The organism is Streptomyces sp. NPDC000594, assembly GCF_040299965.1.
Taxonomy (GTDB): Bacteria; Actinomycetota; Actinomycetes; order Streptomycetales; family Streptomycetaceae; genus Streptomyces.
This window is the reverse complement of sequence record NZ_JBEPCY010000063.1, coordinates 1-17,439: the sequence shown is the minus strand read 5'-3', so window position 1 is coordinate 17,439 and position 17,439 is coordinate 1. Positions and strand designations below refer to the sequence as shown.

Annotated in this window: 12 protein-coding genes and 4 pseudogenes; 10 read left to right on the top strand and 6 right to left on the bottom strand. The window is 70.0% G+C overall.

Annotated elements, in window-relative coordinates; translation table 11 throughout:
• Positions 1-2,293: 2,293 nt before the first annotated feature.
• The 3 genes and pseudogenes from ABT354_RS38175 to ABT354_RS37540 all read left to right on the top strand — a co-directional run.
• Positions 2,294-2,741: pseudogene (locus ABT354_RS38175) on the top strand (IS110 family transposase); the annotation flags it as partial.
• Between the two features lie 920 nt (positions 2,742-3,661).
• Positions 3,662-4,279 carry a hypothetical protein gene (locus ABT354_RS37545; RefSeq protein WP_351502472.1) on the top strand — a complete coding sequence of 206 codons (618 nt, stop codon included), beginning with the start codon at positions 3,662-3,664 and terminating at the stop codon, positions 4,277-4,279.
• A gap of 25 nt (positions 4,280-4,304) precedes the next feature.
• A complete protein-coding gene (locus tag ABT354_RS37540) occupies positions 4,305-5,087 on the top strand; it encodes a fibronectin type III domain-containing protein (protein WP_351502470.1) in 783 nt (260 codons plus the stop codon).
• Positions 5,088-5,603: 516 nt separating this feature from the next.
• Here ABT354_RS37540 and ABT354_RS37535 read toward each other — a convergent pair.
• The 4 genes and pseudogenes from ABT354_RS37535 to ABT354_RS37520 form a co-directional block, all read right to left on the bottom strand.
• A pseudogene (locus ABT354_RS37535) lies at positions 5,604-6,308 on the bottom strand (transposase); the annotation flags it as partial.
• A 32-nt stretch (positions 6,309-6,340) separates the two neighbouring features.
• Positions 6,341-6,817, bottom strand: a complete 477-nt coding sequence (locus ABT354_RS37530) for a hypothetical protein (RefSeq protein WP_351502468.1) — start codon at positions 6,815-6,817, stop codon at positions 6,341-6,343.
• A 138-nt stretch (positions 6,818-6,955) separates the two neighbouring features.
• Positions 6,956-7,081: pseudogene (locus ABT354_RS37525) on the bottom strand (IS630 family transposase); the annotation flags it as partial.
• A gap of 232 nt (positions 7,082-7,313) precedes the next feature.
• Positions 7,314-7,826, bottom strand: a complete 513-nt coding sequence (locus ABT354_RS37520) for a DinB family protein (RefSeq protein WP_351502466.1) — start codon at positions 7,824-7,826, stop codon at positions 7,314-7,316.
• A 394-nt stretch (positions 7,827-8,220) separates the two neighbouring features.
• Between ABT354_RS37520 and ABT354_RS37515 the strand changes: the two are divergent.
• Positions 8,221-8,582, top strand: a pseudogene (locus ABT354_RS37515) (ATP-binding protein); the annotation flags it as partial.
• Here ABT354_RS37515 and ABT354_RS37510 read toward each other — a convergent pair.
• The gene (locus ABT354_RS37510; RefSeq protein ID WP_351502464.1) at positions 8,476-9,096 is read right to left on the bottom strand and encodes a GNAT family N-acetyltransferase; all 621 of its coding nucleotides are present in this window, start codon (positions 9,094-9,096) and stop codon (positions 8,476-8,478) included. The pseudogene ABT354_RS37515 and the gene ABT354_RS37510 sit on opposite strands and share 107 nt — an antisense overlap.
• A gap of 99 nt (positions 9,097-9,195) precedes the next feature.
• Positions 9,196-10,008, bottom strand: a complete 813-nt coding sequence (locus ABT354_RS37505) for a lanthionine synthetase LanC family protein (RefSeq protein WP_351502462.1) — start codon at positions 10,006-10,008, stop codon at positions 9,196-9,198.
• Positions 10,009-10,305: 297 nt separating this feature from the next.
• On the opposite strand from ABT354_RS37505, the gene ABT354_RS37500 reads away from it, so the two are divergent.
• From ABT354_RS37500 to ABT354_RS37475, 6 genes are all read left to right on the top strand, one after another.
• Positions 10,306-10,698 (top strand): hypothetical protein, encoded by a 393-nt coding sequence (locus ABT354_RS37500; protein WP_351502460.1) that lies wholly within the window; start codon positions 10,306-10,308, stop codon positions 10,696-10,698.
• A 24-nt stretch (positions 10,699-10,722) separates the two neighbouring features.
• Entirely contained in the window at positions 10,723-11,880 is a 1,158-nt protein-coding gene (locus tag ABT354_RS37495; protein ID WP_351502458.1) for a serine hydrolase domain-containing protein, read from the top strand.
• Between the two features lie 545 nt (positions 11,881-12,425).
• A complete protein-coding gene (locus ABT354_RS37490) occupies positions 12,426-13,334 on the top strand; it encodes a helix-turn-helix domain-containing protein (RefSeq protein WP_351502456.1) in 909 nt (302 codons plus the stop codon).
• Between the two features lie 244 nt (positions 13,335-13,578).
• A complete protein-coding gene (locus tag ABT354_RS37485; RefSeq protein ID WP_351502454.1) occupies positions 13,579-14,964 on the top strand; it encodes a WD40 repeat domain-containing protein in 1,386 nt (461 codons plus the stop codon).
• Positions 14,965-15,188: 224 nt separating this feature from the next.
• Entirely contained in the window at positions 15,189-15,671 is a 483-nt protein-coding gene (locus tag ABT354_RS37480; RefSeq protein ID WP_351502452.1) for a GNAT family N-acetyltransferase, read from the top strand.
• Positions 15,672-16,147: 476 nt separating this feature from the next.
• Positions 16,148-17,272 carry a trypsin-like serine peptidase gene (locus ABT354_RS37475; protein WP_351502449.1) on the top strand — a complete coding sequence of 375 codons (1,125 nt, stop codon included), beginning with the start codon at positions 16,148-16,150 and terminating at the stop codon, positions 17,270-17,272.
• The last annotated feature ends 167 nt before the right edge of the window (positions 17,273-17,439 follow it).

Genomic DNA, 17,439 nt, shown 5'->3' with positions numbered 1-17,439 from the left:
TTCGGGCGGCCCTCCCACACCTCATCCGCACCCTTCTGCGAACGCTTCCGCAAAACATCCTGGGTCGGCGGGAAGTCGGTGTGCTCATACCGGCCCCCGACGCGGGAGGCATGAAACAAAGCCATCACATCCGGGACCGCACGCCTGATCAGCGCGGCACGAGCGGCGTCCACATCACCATGGTGCACGGCCAGCTGGTGACCGACGGCGTCGCGGATCCGGTCCGCCAGGGGCCCGCCGGGAGCGGGCCGGCGGAGCGCAGCGCCGCCCACAGACACAGCCGAAACCGCAACCGAGGCTGGGGCAAGGCGCACCCCCCGCACCGGGCCAGCCAGTGACAGCGGAGCGGCAACCGGAGGCGCAGAAACAGGCTGCTGCTCCTGGAGAGAGGGAACCGGGGCAGGAGCGGCGGCAGGCAACAGTGCGGGAACAGAAGCCGGAAGCGGTACAGGGACGGCAGCCAGAGGCGGAAGCTGAGCGACAGCAGAGGCCGGAGCCGCAGCCGGTACGGCGACGGAAGCCGGAGGCGCAGCGACGGCGGCGGGAGCCGAAGCCGGAGCAGCGGCGAGGGACAAGGCCGGAGCAGCCAGGGCAGGAGGCGGAGCGACGGCGGGGGCCGGAGACGCGGGAGCGGGCTCCTGCCCCACCAGGGCAGCGGGAGACGGGGCAGCAGGAGACGACGGGACGGCGACGGCGACGGCGTCAGGAGCGGAAGCCAGCCCAGGAACAGGAACAGGAGCCGGGGCAGCCGACGACGGAGCCGAGGACGGGGGCGGGGCCGGGGGCGGGGCCGGGGGCTCCTGGTCCTGGGGAGCGGGTGCGGGTGCGGGTGCGGCGGAAGCAGGGACAGCCGGGGCGGGGGCGGCCTGTGGTGCCCGGCGGGCGGTGATGCGGTCGGCGGGGAGCCTGGAGACGGCGTGGGAGGGCCCCGCCAGCAGATCCAGAACCGTCATGCCCCAGTGCGCCGCGAGCGCGTCACACTCGTCCAGCGACCAGTGAGCCTGCCCCGACTGACGACGGGACACTTTCAACTGCGACAACCCACACCCGGCGCCTACGTCGACCTGACGCTCCCCGGTGAGCTGCATGATCGCCGCCACCGTCAGACGCAGAATCCCCTCAGTACCCAGCATGAACCCCACCCTAACCCCACACGGCAGTCGTTTTACGACTACGACACCTGATTTCCGCACGGAATGGTGGGGGCAGGCTGGTCGTACGAGCCACACCCACCACACCCCACCACCACCCACGACAAGAACTGCCCAGCAGGCCACCCAAGCCACCCGAGCGACCCGAGCAGCCACCACAGGCCACCACAACCACCACCGCGCCACCGCCGGGCAGCCCGGCAGACACCAGCCGCCGCGGCGGCGGGCACGGCCAAGGCCGCCAAAACGGCCGGGGGGCCCGGCAGGCACGGCCAAGACCGCCGGAGCGGCAGGCACGCGACACGGGCAGCCCGGGCAGCGGGCACGCAAGTACAGGATGCGGGACGCGGGCACGCGACACAGGCGGCGCGAGACACAGGCACGCGATGGACAGGGACACGGCGCGCGAGCGCAGGACACGGGGACACAGACACACACCAGAACAGTGCTCGCCCTGGTCGATCAGCCCGCCCCGACCGGCACCCTGCCCCTCGCGGTCACCCACAGCAGGCACCCGCCCGGGCCGCCCACCCACCGGACACCCGACCTCCACCCAGGCAAGGCCCAGACAGACGCGAGGAACGCGAGGAACCCGTTCACACATGACGCTCCGGTCCACAGAAACGACACCACCACGAGCATGCGACTGCACCGACCACCACGACCAGGACCGCCAGGACAGCAGACACAACAGCCGGAACAGCACAGGAAGACAGCCAGGACAGCAGCAGCAGGACAGCGCGGGAGGGACGGACCCTCCCCCTCAAGCCCCCGCACACAACCCCGGCCAGAGCAGGCCGCCCGGGCAAGCGGTACACGACCGGGACACCCCGCACAGCCCGCCCAGACCCGCCACAACCACCCAGACCCACACCCAGGACCACACCCAGAACCGGGGGGCAGGGGCAGAACCGGGGGGCAGGGGCAGAACCGGGGGGCGCAGGCGGAGGCGGGGGCAGGACCAGAGGCAGGACCAGAGGCAGGGGCAGGACCGGGGGCGCAGGCGGAGGCGCAAGCGGGGACGGAGGCGGGGCGGAGGCGGGGACGGAGGCAGGGCGGAGGCAGGGCGGAGGCGGGGACGGAGGCAGGGCGGAGGCAGGGCGGAGGCGGGGACGGAGGCAGGGCGGAGGCAGGGACCGGGGGCGGGGACGGAGGCGGGGACGGCGAGAAACCACACCCGGGCCGGGAACCCGCACCAGAGCCCGCCGACCCAGACCCACCCGTACCCGGAACGGGTGATCGGCCAGCGGATCCAACACCCGGCCGTCCTCACCCTGCTGGAACGGTTCGGGGCCCGGCCCAGATCCGCCGGGCCGGACAGCGACGGCTGATCACCCTGATACGCCCGAAGGCCCCCAGGATGGCCGAGCGCCCGGTCGACGACATCGTCACCGCGCTCGACAGACGCCACCGCGCTGATCGTCCCCGGCCTCGCCACCTCGCTCCAGGCAGGGCTCGACCAACGCAAGATCCTGAACGGCCGGATCGAGGAACTCCTGGAGAACCCAACCTCTTTCGAAAGTCCTGACCTCGATACCCGGCATCGGCGCCAGGACCGGAGCCCGCATCCTCATGAACGACGGCGACGGCATACGGCTCGTTCCGGTCCTGGTGAATGCGTTTGGAGAGGGCCAGTTGCTCTCCGGCGGCCCGGCAGGCGACAGATGCCGGCCACGGAACGGCTGGGACGACAGGGCGGCCCGCCGTACCTCCCCGGCGGCCCCGGCCGGGGAACGGTGACCACCCCCTGGTCGGCCGCGAAACCTCTGAAGTCCATGCCCAGACGCCACCGCCGTGCTGAACAGCCCCCGCAGCGGGCAAGCTCGGTGGAGCGCGTCCAGTCGGTGGGGTCCAGCAGCGTGGCCATGGTGATCGCCCCGGAGCCCCAGGCGCAGGCGTTATCGTAGAACCTCGCCACACCGGGCCCCCGCCACCGCAAAGGCACCCATCCACCGGGAAGGCCGTCCAGCCTCGCCCCGCACCGACAGGGTTCCCGGGCACCGCCGGTCCGAGACCGGTGATATCTACCCGCCGACAGCCGGAGGCACAGGGCGGAGCGGCGGGGGCGACCGCAGGAGCCGTTTCTGTTGTGGAGACCTGCGGAAGTTCGTGGATTTCCACGATGCCCGGATCGTCTCCTCAGGACATTCTGGCTCTGCAGCCGAAATCCCAGAGGGACCAGGGAACCGGACCCGGTCCCGTGGCTGAGGTAGGGGCAATCACCACACCGATGCGGGGAGACCGCGTTGTCCTCTCAGAACCGGGTACGTGCGCCGGCCCTCAGTCTCACCATGGCGCCCTCCGCCCCTGCGGACAACTTCCCCACCAGCTGAACCCCATTCCCTCACCCGCCGTGTGCCCGGACGCGCTCACCCGGCGCCGTTCCGGGCGCGCCCTGCCCGCTGGGCCCGGTCGGGCGACCGGAAGGGCCGCTCCCCCACGTTCAGCGCGTGTCCCATTCCCATTCACCCCGGGATGCCCCGCTCGGGTATCCCGGAGAGGAGTCAGTCATGAGCATCACCCGATCCCTGACAGTGGCCACCGCAGCTGTGTGCGGACTGGTCCTGGGCGCGTCACCCGCCGCTGCCGAGGTCGAGCCGGGCGGGTGGACCCAGGTCCTGCCGCTCCCGACGCCGAACCTCCAGGAGCGGGGGTGTGGTGTGATCACGGCCAATGTGTTCGAGCTGACCTGTTCCACGAACAGCGGTGACCAGCGGGCAGAGTACCGGTATCCCACGTACACCAACGGTACGCACCAGTTCGAGGGCCGCTTCCGGGTGGAGTCCATCGGCGGCAGCCGGATCAGCCTCAAGCAGACGTTCCGGGAGAGCCCGAACGCGGGGTCGTTCTTCCTGCTCTCGGTCGAGAACGGCGGCCGGCTCTACTCGGTGCACGGCGGGGACACTGTCGCCCCGACCGGCACCGCCGCCGTCGGTACGACCGTCCGGGTCAACACCGTTCACCAGGTGGGGGTCGCTCACCGGACGTACATCAACGGCTCGCTGGCGCATACCGACACCACCAGCGTTCCCGGGAGCTACTACGACAAGCTCGGCGCGTACCGCACGGCGAGCGGACAGGGCCCGGTGAAGGTCACCTGGGGCGGCGTCAAGATGTGGACCAAGTAGCACCGGCGAACAGGAGTCGACGATCATGCCCCGCACCCGACCGCTGAGCCGGACCGTGCTCGGAGCGGCTCTGACCACCGTTCTGGTCTCCGGATGCACGGACGGCGGCGGCGACGCGTCACCGCTGTCCGGGAAGCGGAACACCTCCCCAGACCGGGGGGTGACCCTGTCGGCCAGGCTCGACACACCGACCGATGTCACCTTGCGCTGGAACGGTCGCGACCCCGAGGCCGCGGGGCAGATCGTCGAGTTCGCCACCGAGCCCAGGGGCGCGTACACAATCCTCGAATTCGCTCCCGGGGGACAGAGCCTCTTCAAGCATCCCGATCTGATGCCAAGGACCCCCTTCTACTACCGGCTGCGTGCCTACGGAGGGCCGGTGTCGCCCGCAGTGGACATCGCCCTGCCGAAAGGAACGCTGGGCAGAAAGGACCAGAACCGGTCTCATGAGTGGGCGGTGCCGAGGAAGCTCTCGAAGGCGGGATCCGCCGCAGAGCGCCACCGGGTCCGGGGCGAAAACACCGACCGTGCCGCGCCGACCAGGCTCAGGGCCACGGTCAAGCACGCCAACGGGGTCCTGCTCACCTGGCGGGACCAAGCCCGCGACGAGGACGGATACCTGGTCGAGGTCCGCCCCGAGGGCGCCGCTGACTTCCGCGTCGCCGCAGTGCTCGACCCGGACATCGAGTCCACAGGGCTGATCACCCTGCCGCAGGAGAAACGGGCGTCGATCCGAGTCCGGGCCTTCTTCTACGGCGACCGGTCGAATGTGGTCCACCGCACCACCGGGGAGCAATCCGCCGGCTGAGCATGCATGTCCTCTCCACCGGACGGTAACTCTGCTGGAAGAACCGGCGACCCGCCGCCCACGACAACATGGACCAGGTCCCAGTCGCCGTGCCGGTGGGTCGGTGGGCCGGTTCACGACTTCGGCGTCGGTCATGGCGAATCGCCTGTCACTCACGGATGCCGTCCTGCTGGACGACCTGGAAGCGGCCCGGTTGCCTGCTCTGCCTCGGGGCGGGTACGGCGGGTACGGCGAGGCACCGACAGGCGTCGGTGAAACCGGAGAGCTCCGGATCGGCTGGCGGCGCGGCGCCGGCTGCGGACCCGCTCCCTGAGGGCCCCACGCGGTAGAAGAGTTCAGTGCCGTGTCTGCCGACCGAGGCGGGAAAGGGGGGCGCCGGGGTGTCGGCTGCGCTGTCGCCGGGGTCGGCGGCGGACGGGAGGAGCTGGGCGCCGGGATTCCAGACATCAGCGAACACAACAACGGCCGGAGCCAGGGACGCTGGCTTTGTTCACTAGGGCCTGTCTGGAGTTGCGTTCATGTGGCGGGGCGGAGGCTGCGGATCCAGATGACTGATCCGCGAAGCTGAAGTCCCGCCATGTAGCTATCGGGTGTCTCGTCGTATCGGGTGGCCAGGCCACGACACGCTTTGATCTCTCGTCTGCGCAGGTAGGCGCGGTTGGCCCGGAAGGAGTACGCCTTGTCGGCGGCCTGCCCGGGAGCGAGCACGAACGTCAGCGGACGGCAGCGCCGGTCCGCGACCAGATGGACCTTGCACGTCAACCCCGCCGCGCGAGCGTCCCCATGCATCCGCCGTCAGGCGGGCGCGATGCCGACGCCGGGTTCGTCGGCGCTCGGCCCGCTCGTCCTGGCTTGCCTGTTCCTGCTCGGTCAGCGGGCCGATTTGCCCGGTATCGGCCGCCCCTTTTCCTCAGCCACGGCCTGCTCCAGCGCCGCCAGCACCGCCGGATCCACGACCATCCCGGCCGCGTCGTGGTGCGTCCGGGCCACCGTGGAATCCACGCTGCCCAGCGACAGATCCGCCTCACTGCGGGCGGCAGCCTCCGCGATCACCCCGCCCATCAACGCAGCGAACACCCCAGCGTCCCGCCACTGCGAGAACCGGTCGTACACCGTCTGCCAAGCGCCGAACTCCTTGGGCATCTCCCGCCACTGACTCCCAGTCCGGAACCGCCAGATCACACCCTCGAACTGCTCACGCAACCGCTTGGGATAAGGACCGAAACTGAACCGATCACAAATCTCAACACGCCCTAGGCGAAAGAGCGCAGTTCGAAGCTGATCCCTCCGCGGTCGGCCATCCGTAGCACACGCCCGCCGTATCGCGGCGGCTGGCGCAGGTGAAGGGTGAAACTCCAGGCGCTGAACTTCAGGAGGAAGCCGTCGCCCTCCAGGTACCACCGCCTCTCGCTGCGGGGGAGCGTCGGCCCCACCTGTTGCAGCCTCCTCATTCGTAGCGGCAGCTGGATGGAGCGCAGGTCGCCGGATATCGACCCCACGCAGTCGAAGACCAGCGTGGCCGGTGAAACCCAGAACTTGACGTCCGGCCAGGGCGACGGCGGCTTGACCCGGCGCACGATGTAATCCAGGTCGAGGTGCAGTTGCAGGGCCGAGGGTGCGGTGTCATCGATGTCGTCCTGCTCAAGGAACTCCTCGGGGGTCAGGTCGTCGGGCGGGCCCTCGTCGTCGGTGACGGCGAGGGCGTGGATCTGGCACGAGTCAAACGACATCGCGTCAAGGTCCCGCTCCGTCCAAGTGGCCTTGCTCAAGCCTGACTCGGGGTGGACCACCATCTTCATACCGCGAGTATCGACCAACACGAGCACATCGGAAAGGAATCACAACTCCAAAAGCGGCCTAGTGCCGCATCAGGCAACGTTCGCCCTGTCGACGACTTGGCGTAGGGGTTCGTGGGTGTTGTGGCGGTTTCGCCAGAGGATGTAGCGGCGGATCATGCTGCCCTGCTCCTTGTGGCTGGTGTGGTCGGTGCCGTCCGGGGTGGGGCTGGAGGTTGAGCGGGCCGAACTCGTCCAGGCAGAAGATGACGTCGGGCTCGCCTTGCTCGGGTATGATCTCGCCCTCGGCGATCCTCAGCACGTTCATGCGCTGCGCGGATAGAGCACGCGCACACGTTCAGCCACCTGGGCACCCTGGCACGACGCGCCGCCCGGCACGGAACCCGGCAGCGCGTCACTCACAGGAGGGCGGGCGCGGCCTGATCTGGCGTCATACGCCGGTGGTGCCGTCGATGCGCTCCCGGACCAGGTCGGCGTGGCCGTTGTGGCGGGCGTACTCCTCGATCATGTGGACGTAGATCCAGCGGAGGTTGACGTCCTGCTCCATGAAGCGGCCTACGTCGGTCAGAGCACGGTCGGCGCAGAGCTCGCGGGCGCGGGCGATCTCCGCCTGCCAGGTGGCGAGGGCGTCGTGCAGTGTGGCGCCCTCGGCCAGTTCGAAGCCGCCGTCGGGGGCGGACGGGTCGGCCTGCGGGTCGTAGATGGGTGGGGCCTGTTCTCCGGCGAACACTCGGCGGAACCAGTTCCGCTCCACCTCTGCCATGTGCTGGACGAGGCCGGTCAAGGTGAAGCCGGACGGTGGCACGGACGCGACGGCGGCCTGCCCGTCGTCCAGGCCCTCGCACTTCATGGCGAGGGTGGCCCGGTGAAAGTCAAGCCAGCTTTCGAGCACGGTGCGCTCGTCGGCGTTCAGGGGCGGCAAAGGGCGTTCGATGGCATTCATCGGTCGATTATCGCCAGCGGCCGAAGCCGTCGACGGGCAGGGCCGCCGACAGGGCGAATGTTGCCTGATGCGGCACTAGTAGTGATGTCGGTCATGGTCGGGTGATGTTCACGAGTTGTGACAGCACTGGGGTACTTGCCAGGCAGCATCGGGGTGCTCCTGGTGAAAGGTCCTGGTCATGCCGCAGATGTCCAAGGTCGAGCTGTACGCGGCGATCCGGCGTGACCACCGTGCTGGCATGGAGATGCACGAGCTTGAGCGCAAGTTCACCCCGGTCCACGACGCCTGGTGGGCCCAGGCCCGCAAGGTTCACGGCGAGCGGGACGGCACCCGGGCGTTGATCGGAGTCCTGCTGCTGAACGGGCCACCTCGTCCACGAGCATGTGGTCGCGTGCTTGGCACCGAGGCGGCCGTGAAGGGCTACCGTGTCCGCTACGCGCCGGCCACCAAGCTGGTCAACGAGCTGGTCGAGGCCGCCGATGAGAAGCAGCTCAACAAGACGATCACCCGCTACGGCCGCGTCGATCTACTCTGCATCGACGAACTCGGCTACATGGAACTCGACTGGGCCACGGAGCCGAGCTGCTGTTCCAGGTACTGACCGAGCGGGAGGAAAAGAACAGCGCGGCCATCGTCGACCGACTCACCTTCAACGGCACCTTCCCCGCCCTGGGCGGACCCCACTCTCACGGGCGGTTTCCGCCAACAGAAAGTATGACCTCTGCTTCCATTGGTCCGCCGTCATACGCCAGATGACATCGATCCCCAATTCGCCAGGAGCGACGGGCCCTTCAGTTGCTCGTATGCGCTCGACCTCAGTGAATCCCAAGCGGCGGGCGACGGATCCGCTGGCAGGGTTGGCGGCATCGTGATGGATCTCGATGCGGTCGATGCCCGCGAGCTGGAAGCCCTGGCGGACAAGAGCCGCTGCCGCCATCGTGGCCAGCCCCCGGCCGGTCCAATGAGGGTGGAGCCAGTAGCCGATGTCGAGTCCGCCGGCTCCGATGCGGCGCATGAGGCCGCAGCTGCCGATCACCGCGGCATCTGATGTGATCGCATAGCCGAAGGCTTGCCTGGTTTCCCACTCGTCCTGGTTGCGGGCGAGGAAATCAGAGGTTTGCTGTCTGCCGGAGTCGGCAGCCCAGGGCATCCACGGCACCAGATGGTCCAGGGACTCGTAGATCGCCCTTTCCAAGGCGTCGAGATCGCTCATGCGCCACCGGCGCAGCTCAACCTGGTCGGATATGAGGCTTTCGGCAGGCTCTTCCATGCATCGGATGCTCCCGCAGCCCAGCTGGGACCGACAACGCATTATCGGTTGTCCGTCGCTCAACCAGGCACGGTTGAGACTCCTCGGCCAAGAGCGATGTCATTTCTCGTGAACGTCTGCGGAGGCTCCGGCCCTCCGTCGCCTCCCAAACCGGTGGACAGGCGTTGCTACGGAACGCGAACGAAGCCAGGGTGCGGCCTGCTTCTGCAGGCCCGGGCCCGTGGTGCTCTTCGTGTGGACGCCGGACATCACCCGCCCGCGGGCCCCTGGGCCAGGTGGGGCACCTCGCGGGCCCCTGGGCCCAGGGGGAGAGTGCGGTGCCAGGGCACGCGAGCCCAGCAAGATCCATAAGAGACGACCTAGGTCACTGGGCGTCTTCCGGTGTTCGACATTGGACCACCGGACGCCCTCGGCGTCGGTCGTCGTGCGGGCCGCGAGGTCGGAGACGAGGATGTCGGCGAAGTGACGGTCGTCGCCGCGTTCGACCTGGCGGTCGCAGGCGAGGGCGAGGACGCCGGCGGTGCCGCAGCAGCGGCCGTTGTTGTCCCAGAAGCCGGGGCGGATCCGTCGTGGGATACCGGAGTTGACGATGGTGTGCCAGCAGCGGTCGGCGAGGGCGGGCCAGGCGGGATCGTCGGGCAGGACGTGGGTCAGCAGGCGGAATGCCTGGGCGTCGCCGGCTGGGCCGTGGCACCAGCCGTAGTTGTGGCGTTCGATCTCCCCGTGCTGCTGAGGGTCGGAGTGCGCGACCAGGAAGCCGTCCGGGCCTGCTTCGTTGCGGGAGACGACGTCGGCGGCTCCGGCCGCCGCGAGGTCGACGGGTTCGGGGCGGTCGGCGGCCCGGCCGACGGCAGCGAGCGCGTAGACGATGCCGAGGGTGCCGTGCGACGTGTGGTGCAGGCGGGGGACCATGCCGGCCCGGATCTCCCACCTGCAGAGCTTCTTCGCAGTTCAGCGGATATGCAGGCCGCCTTCGGCTGATCCTTTGCTCCGCCGCAGAGGCAGAGGACCAGCGCCAAGGCCGTGGTCGTGGTCGTGGTCGTGGTCGTGGTCGTGAGTACGGTGCGGCACGACGTCCTGAGGAATGCGCTCACGGAAGCGTCACCCTTCCGGTCGGAGCGCCTTGGCCGGGGTGGCCCACCACAAGGCAGGCACCGGGCCCCGCAGAACAGGCTGGCAGACGACGACGAAGATCAGCACACTGAGCACATGCGATATGAAACGAGAGCCGAGAGAGCCAGGCTCAAGGGCGTGAAGGCCCTCATCTCACTGGCTGTCCTCGTCGCCTCGCCCGTGTTGCTGATAGCCGGAACACCGATCCGCCGCCGCTACCTCCGCTACATCTACCGTGATGAAGCCCCGCAGATCCTCGACAAGGAGCGCGGCCAGGTCAGCGCCCACTACTTCGTGGTCGGTCACCCTCTTCTCGCATGGCTCTGCCGGCCCACGGAGGCACTCGCCCACCTCATCGAGCGCCGAAGCTCACCGTCCGGCCACCGCACTCGCTTCACACACGGGCCTGCCGACCCGCCGATCATGCGGGGCTCAAACTCCGCCGTGCCGGGCAACTCGACACCCCCGTCGGGGAGTCCTCCCTGCTGACAGAGTCGAGCGAGGGAGCCGGGGATGCCAGCAGGAACAGTCCGCACCGCACTCATCACCACAGTGGCGGCACTCGTCAGTGGCGTGCTGGTGGCAGGTGCCGCCGCGCATCCCACCGGGGGCGGGGGAGGCGGGGACCGGCATGGGGCCACTCAGCGGGCGCTCGGGCAGGCGGTGCGTGACGGGGTGCCAGGCGCGGTCGCCCAGGCCCGGGACCGGGCCGGAAGCTGGAGCGGTACCGCAGGTGTGGGTGAACTGGGTACCGGGAAAGAACGGACGGCCCGGGACCGGTACCGGATCGGTTCCATCACCAAGACCTTCGTCGCCACCGTCCTGCTCCAGCTGGAGGCCGAGGGGCGACTCGATCTCGACGACGCGGTGGAGCGGTGGCTTCCCGGTACCGTCCGGGGCAACGGTCACGACGGTCGGCACATCACTCTGCGCCAGCTCCTGAACCACACCAGCGGTATCTACAGCTACACCTCCGACCCCGGCTACCAGGCGAAGATCTTCGGCGAGGGCTTCCTCCGGCACCGCTACGACACCTGGACCCCCGGGCAGCTCGTCGGCCTGGCGATGCGCCACAGACCCTCCTTCGCTCCCGGCGCCGGCTGGCAGTACTCCAACACCAACTACACCCTCGCCGGGATGGTCATCGAGAAAGTGACCGGCCGGGGGTACGAGGCCGAGATCGAGCGCCGGATCCTGCGCCCGCTCCGGCTCCGTGCCACCTCCGTTCCCAGAACCGATCCCCGGATACCGGCCCCCGCGAGCCGTGCCCACTCCCCGCTCTCCCCGGATCCGGCTGCGGAAATCCATGACGTGACCGGCCTGAACCCGTCGCTGGCCGGGGCCGGGGGCGGCATGATCTCCGACTCCGGAGACCTCCAGAAGTTCCTCCGCGCCCTGCTGAACGGGAGGCTGCTCCCACCCGGACAACAGGACGCGCTGACCACGACCGTGCCGATCGATCCCCAGCGGCCCGAGTACCGATACGGCCTCGGTATCCAGTCCGTCCGGCTCAGCTGCGGCACAGAGGTCTGGGGCCACGGCGGAGGTATCCACGGCTCCCAGTCCGAGGCATTCGCCACCCGGGACGCGCGTCATACACTCGCGCTGAACCTCAACGGAGACTGGGCAGGCGACACCACAGCAGTGATCGAAGCAGAATTCTGCAGATGACCAGCCCCTCCCCCTCCCCGGCGGACCCGGGCCGGAGTGAGCCGTCCGGGCTCGGCGGACTTCTCCACGGCCGCCGCACGTCGGCGGCAGGGCACGTCCACGTTCCCGCGGGCGCCGTGCCCGTGCCGGTGCTCGGCCAGCGGCGTCAGGTCCACCGGTGAGGTCACCCTCCCGAAGGGTTTCCCGGGACCGGCATCGGACAGCGGCCTGACCCTCACCGCCTTCGTCTTGCGGACGAAGTCGGAGAGGTCCTCCACATGGCTGGTGACCCACCAGATGCGGCCGAAGGGGTCGTCCTTCATACGTCGGCCACCAACACGTTCAGCAGACTGGGCATGGCGGGCCAGAGGAATCCTCCTGTGTCATCGTTGACCACCCAGGGCGCGATGGTCGTGTAACCCTGCGGGGCGGTATTGGCACCCCTCGGCAGGGTGCTGTTGTTCGGGGCGGTTCGACGTGCAGGGGCAGGCGCAGGTTTGCACCTGCCGTAGCGTCATGTGATCAGGTGGAGCTGTCCTCGTTCGTTGGTGAAAGGTCCTTCGCTGATGCCCATGTCCTTCTTCGTGTCGCGACAGTCCAAGATCGGTGACGTGGCGGCCCTCGTGGGCACGACACCGCGGGCGATCCGGCACTACCACGACATGGGCCTGATCCCCGAGCCCGGACGAGGCGGCGACGGCCGCCGACGCTACGGCTTCCAGGACGTGGTCCGGCTGCTGTGGATCCGGAAGATGGCCGATGCGGGAATCGCCCTGGACGACATCCGTGAGGCCTTCACCACCACCGGGACCGGGACCGTGGCCGGTACCGGGACCGGCGCAAGTGGAGGTGCCGGCATCGAGGCCACCCTGGCCCGGCTGGAGGAGGCACTCGCCGCCCAGGAGGCGGAGCTGGCACGCCAGCGGGCCCGCGTGCGGCGGATGCGTGCCGAGGGCAGTCGGATGGGCCTGCTCTCCGAGGCAGTCACCGGCCGTCTGAAGAATCTTCCCGAGGGCTCGCTGCGCCAGGCGGACCTGGACACTCTGCTCGTCACCGAGCGGATCTTCGGCGCTCTCGGCGCGGCCGTGCAGGCATCCCGGTTCATCGCGCTGGCCACCCATCCCGAGCTTCGGGCCGAGTCCGATCGCGTGGACACCGCCGAGGAAGCACTCGACGACACCGTCGCCGTCGATGATCCGCGCGTCGCCGAGACGGCCGCCCAGCGCCATGCCTTCGAGAAGGCCCTGATGGCGGTGATCGAAGAGTCAGGGATCGCGGAGGACGAAGCAGCCCTCCTCGACGCCCTGGACGCCGCGCACACCGAGGACAGCGAAGACACACCGGAGCCGGATGAGCCGGATTCCGAGGATGGTGGCATGAGCGCGTTCGAGGCGGTCACCAAGCTGCCCCACGACTTCTCCCCGGCCCGGGTGCGCTGCGCGGAACTGGCCCAGGAACTCGCCGCCGACGACTGAATGCCCGTACCTGAGCCGCGCATGCCAGGGCACATGTGGTGAGGGATGTCTGGGCGCGGGGGTGGGGTTCCCGCATCAGCCGCGTACTTCGGCTGGGTCCCCGAAGCCGATCCTTCCGCAAGCGACGCGGGAAGGCCTCTTCGGCCTGGAGACGGATCAGCGTGCCTTCGATGAGAGTCGCGTTCGATGTCGGGCCATAAACGTCAAGCTAGGGTGGCGGAACGCACCGGCATCGGGGGGCCGCATGGGATCGGCCGACGGCACCAGCGGTGAGCGCCGGTCCGCGCTTGCCGCCGCACTGCGCGGGTTGCGCGCCGAGCGGGGCTCGCCGCCGCCGCGGGCCGTCCTGCGCGAAGCGCACCGGCACGGGCTCCACACCCTCACCCCGAACGTTCTCGACAACGCCTTCACCGGGCGGCGGGCAGTGGACGCCGACATCGTCGTCGACCTGGTCCGGGCCCTGATGCTCCACGGCGGCGGACACCGGGAGCTGCTGCCCGCCGACGATCCCGCGCTCCGGCCCTGGCGTGCCGCCTGCCGGTCCCTCCCCGCGACAGGGGCCGCCGCCGTCGGTTCGGTGCGGGAGCCCCGCTGGTACGCCCTGTGGTTCGGGAAGCATTCCGGGGCCGTCGGCTCGCTCGCCTTCGCCCCGTCCGGCGCCCTGCTCGCGACCGCCGGCTGGGACCCGGTCGTACGCCTCTGGGATCCCGGCACCGGGCGGGCCGCCGCGCCCCCGCTCCAGGGGCATACGGGTCCGGTCACCGCCCTCGCCTTCGCCCCGTCGGGCTCCCTGCTCGTCAGCGCCGGATGGGACCGTACGGTGCGGTTCTGGGATCCGGTCTCCGGGGAGTCGGCAGGCTCCCTGACGGGCCATGACGGCCGGGTGCGGTGCCTGGCGTTCTCGCGGGACGGCCGGACGCTGGTGACGGGGGGCAACGACGGAACCGTCCGCCGCTGGGACGTCGCGACCCGTCGTCCGGACGGTGAACCGCTGACGGGCCACACCGGCCCCGTCACCCGCCTTCTCTTCTCCCGCGACGGCCGCGCCCTCGCCAGCACCGGGGAGGACCGGACCGCACTGCTCCACCACCCCGTCACCGGACGGCCCCTCGCGGACCCGATAGCTGTGGACGTGGCGGGCCCGGACGCGCTGGCGTTCTCGCGCGACGGCCGGACGCTGCTGACCGGGGGCAACGACGGCACGGTGCACCGCTGGAACACCAGCATCGGCCGGCCCGTGGGCAAGCCCCTGACCGGTCATACCGGCCCCGTCACCCAGGTACTCGTCTCCCCCGACGGCCGTACCCTCGCCACCACCGGACACGACCGGACCGTACTGCTCCGGAACACCGCCACCGGACAGCCGACCGCAGGCCCGCTGACCGGTCACACCGGGCCCGTCGGCCACGCCGCGTTCACCCCGGACGGGCGGCTGCTGGCGACCGCCGGCACCACGGACCGCACGGTACGGGTGTGGCACACGGCTACCGGTGCGGCCCTCGGCGAACCACTGACCGACTCCACGACCACCGTCGCCTCCCTCCTCTGTTCCCCCGGCAGCACCCTGCTGGCCGCGGGGAACCGGGACGGCACCGTCGGAGTCCACTTCCTGCCCCCGGACCTCCCCTGAACCCGCCGCGGTCGCGGCCCCGTGCACTGTCGTCCATCCGTCCGGAACCGCCGCCGGTTCCGCCCCAGGTCTGGGCCGACTCCGCCGGCGCCCGCGAGCACCTGCCCGCATGGATGGGCGACCGGCCGTGGATCTCCCTCCGCCCGGTCCGGCGGCCACAGGGAAGCCGGGGGCCGGCCTGGCCGACGGCGAAATTCCATGGACGGCGTTCCTAGGATCGTCCTATGAGCACTGTGATCCGTTCACTGCGCGCCGACGACGTCGAGACGGTGGTGTCCTTCGCTCTGCGCTCCTGGGAGCCAGTCTTCAGGTCCTTCGAAAGGATCCTTGGCCCGAGGCTGTTCAGGGCCGCCTATCCCGACTGGCGCGCGAGCCAGGCCGCGGAGATCCGCGACAACTGCCGACCTGGAAAGCAGCCGTGCTGGGTCGCAGAGCACGAAGGCCACGCTGTGGGCTGGGTGGCTCTCGTGCACGAGGCCGGTGCGCCTGTCGCGATGATCGAAATGCTGGCGGTCGATCCCGCGCACCAGGGCAAGGGCATCGCCACCGCACTGATCGGGACTGCGATGGACGAGGCCCGCTCGCGCGGCTGCACCCGGATCGAGGTCTGGACCGGAGGCGACCCGGGCCACGAACCGGCCCGCCGCACCTACGACAAGGCCGGCTTCACGGCCTTGCCGGTAGTCCACTACTACCGCGAGCTGTAGCAAACGGGTACGACAGCCCCGCTGCTCCTCCAGGTGGCTCGGGGCGACAGGAGCGGCCGGGTCGGAGCCCTGCTCGCCGGCTTCTGGGTCGGCTCGCGGAATGGCCCGTACCTCCGAACAGCGCCCACCGCACATGCAGCCGCACCCGTACCCGCCCACCCGGCGACACCCCGTACCCCGGCGGCCTGTCGCGCATCACCGACATCAGCACCGACCGGCCCGCAGAGGTGGCGGGGGCGAGTGTCCGAACCCCTCGCCGTGGTCGGTACGGGTTCCGTCGCCGGGGCGGTTCCCACGGCCACCGGCCAGTGGCACGATGAGAAGACCACGCACGGTTCCTGACGCTCCACCGGACAGGGGGAGCGGGGCCTCGCCGCCCGGTCATGGCCAGCGGTCGCCCACCCCCGGTTCGCTCACTGTGAGTTCGGCTCAGCAGCGCCGCGATGTATTTCCGGGACCCAGGGCGAAGGAGAAACATGCCGAACGACCGACCCGACTCGTTGGACCTCGTGCTCGCACGGTCACGCCCGCAGCAGGGCGAGGTTCCCGCGGAGCTGGGCGACCCGCGCAACCATCTCGTGTTCGACCGGCTGCCGTCCGCTGCGGGCGGATCCGGCGGCGCGGCCACCCTTCTGACCGAGGACTCCGGGGGCCGCCCGGCCGTCGGTGATCGCGACACCGTCCTCGGGATCGTCGTCGGTGCCGTGGAGCCGGTGACCCCCGAGGCCGTCGCGGCCGAGTTGGCCGGGCCGCAGCCGGCCGGCGCCTCGGGAACGGACCGCAAAGGCACTGACCGTGACAGCTCGGCGTACATACCGGAGTGGACGGCCGTCTCCGCGACACCGGCCCTGGCGCCACGCGCCGAGCGGACCCGGTTGGTCCGCCGCAATGGGAGGCGGGTGCGCCCGGAGTGGGTGTTCCCCCCGGAGGACCGCTCGGCGTACTACCCCAACACCTATCCGTTCTCCCTCGTCGGCCGGCTCTTCGTCTGGTGGGACGCGTCCCAGCCGAACTGGAGCTGGTGGGGGACCGCCTCGCTGCTGCACACCCGGACCATCATGACGGCCAGCCATGTGGTGCCGTGGGGTTCCGCCAACTGGAAGGCGCTGTTCGTACCCGCCTACTACGACGGCTCCTCGGTGCACGGTACGTGGGCGTCCTCATGGGTGACCAACGCCCGGGGGTACAACCCGCACGCGCAGGGCGACGACATGGCGGTCATGCGGCTGGCGGTACCGCTCGGCAGCAGCCTCGGCTGGTTCGGGTTCCGGACGTACAGCAGCTCCTGGCAGAACTTGAACGTGTGGACGCTGCCGGGCTATCCCCACGACAAGGACAGCGGCAACCGGCCGTGGCTGCATCTGAACTTCCCCATCACCGACGACGACAACGACGGGGCGGGGGTTGAACTGGAGTACCGCGCGGACACCGAGAGCGGGCAGAGCGGCTCCCCGGTGTTCGCCTGGTTCAGTGGCTCCCCCGATGTGGTCGGCACGCACTCGGGCGGCGAGGACAACTTCGGTGAGCCGCGGCAGAACGTCGCCGCGGGCGGGAACGCGCTGACGAATCTGCTGCACTGGGCGCGGGCCAACTGGCCGTGACCCCACCGCCGCCGCATGCCTGCGGCGGTCGTGGTCGGCATCGAGCGACCCGGACGCGACTGGGTCTAAAGGCAATGCCGTTGCGTTACGGGCTTGCGGGTGGGGGTCTGGTGATGAGGACGGCTTGGGGGCCGGTGCGGGCCGGCTGAGGCCAGGCACGGTGCTCG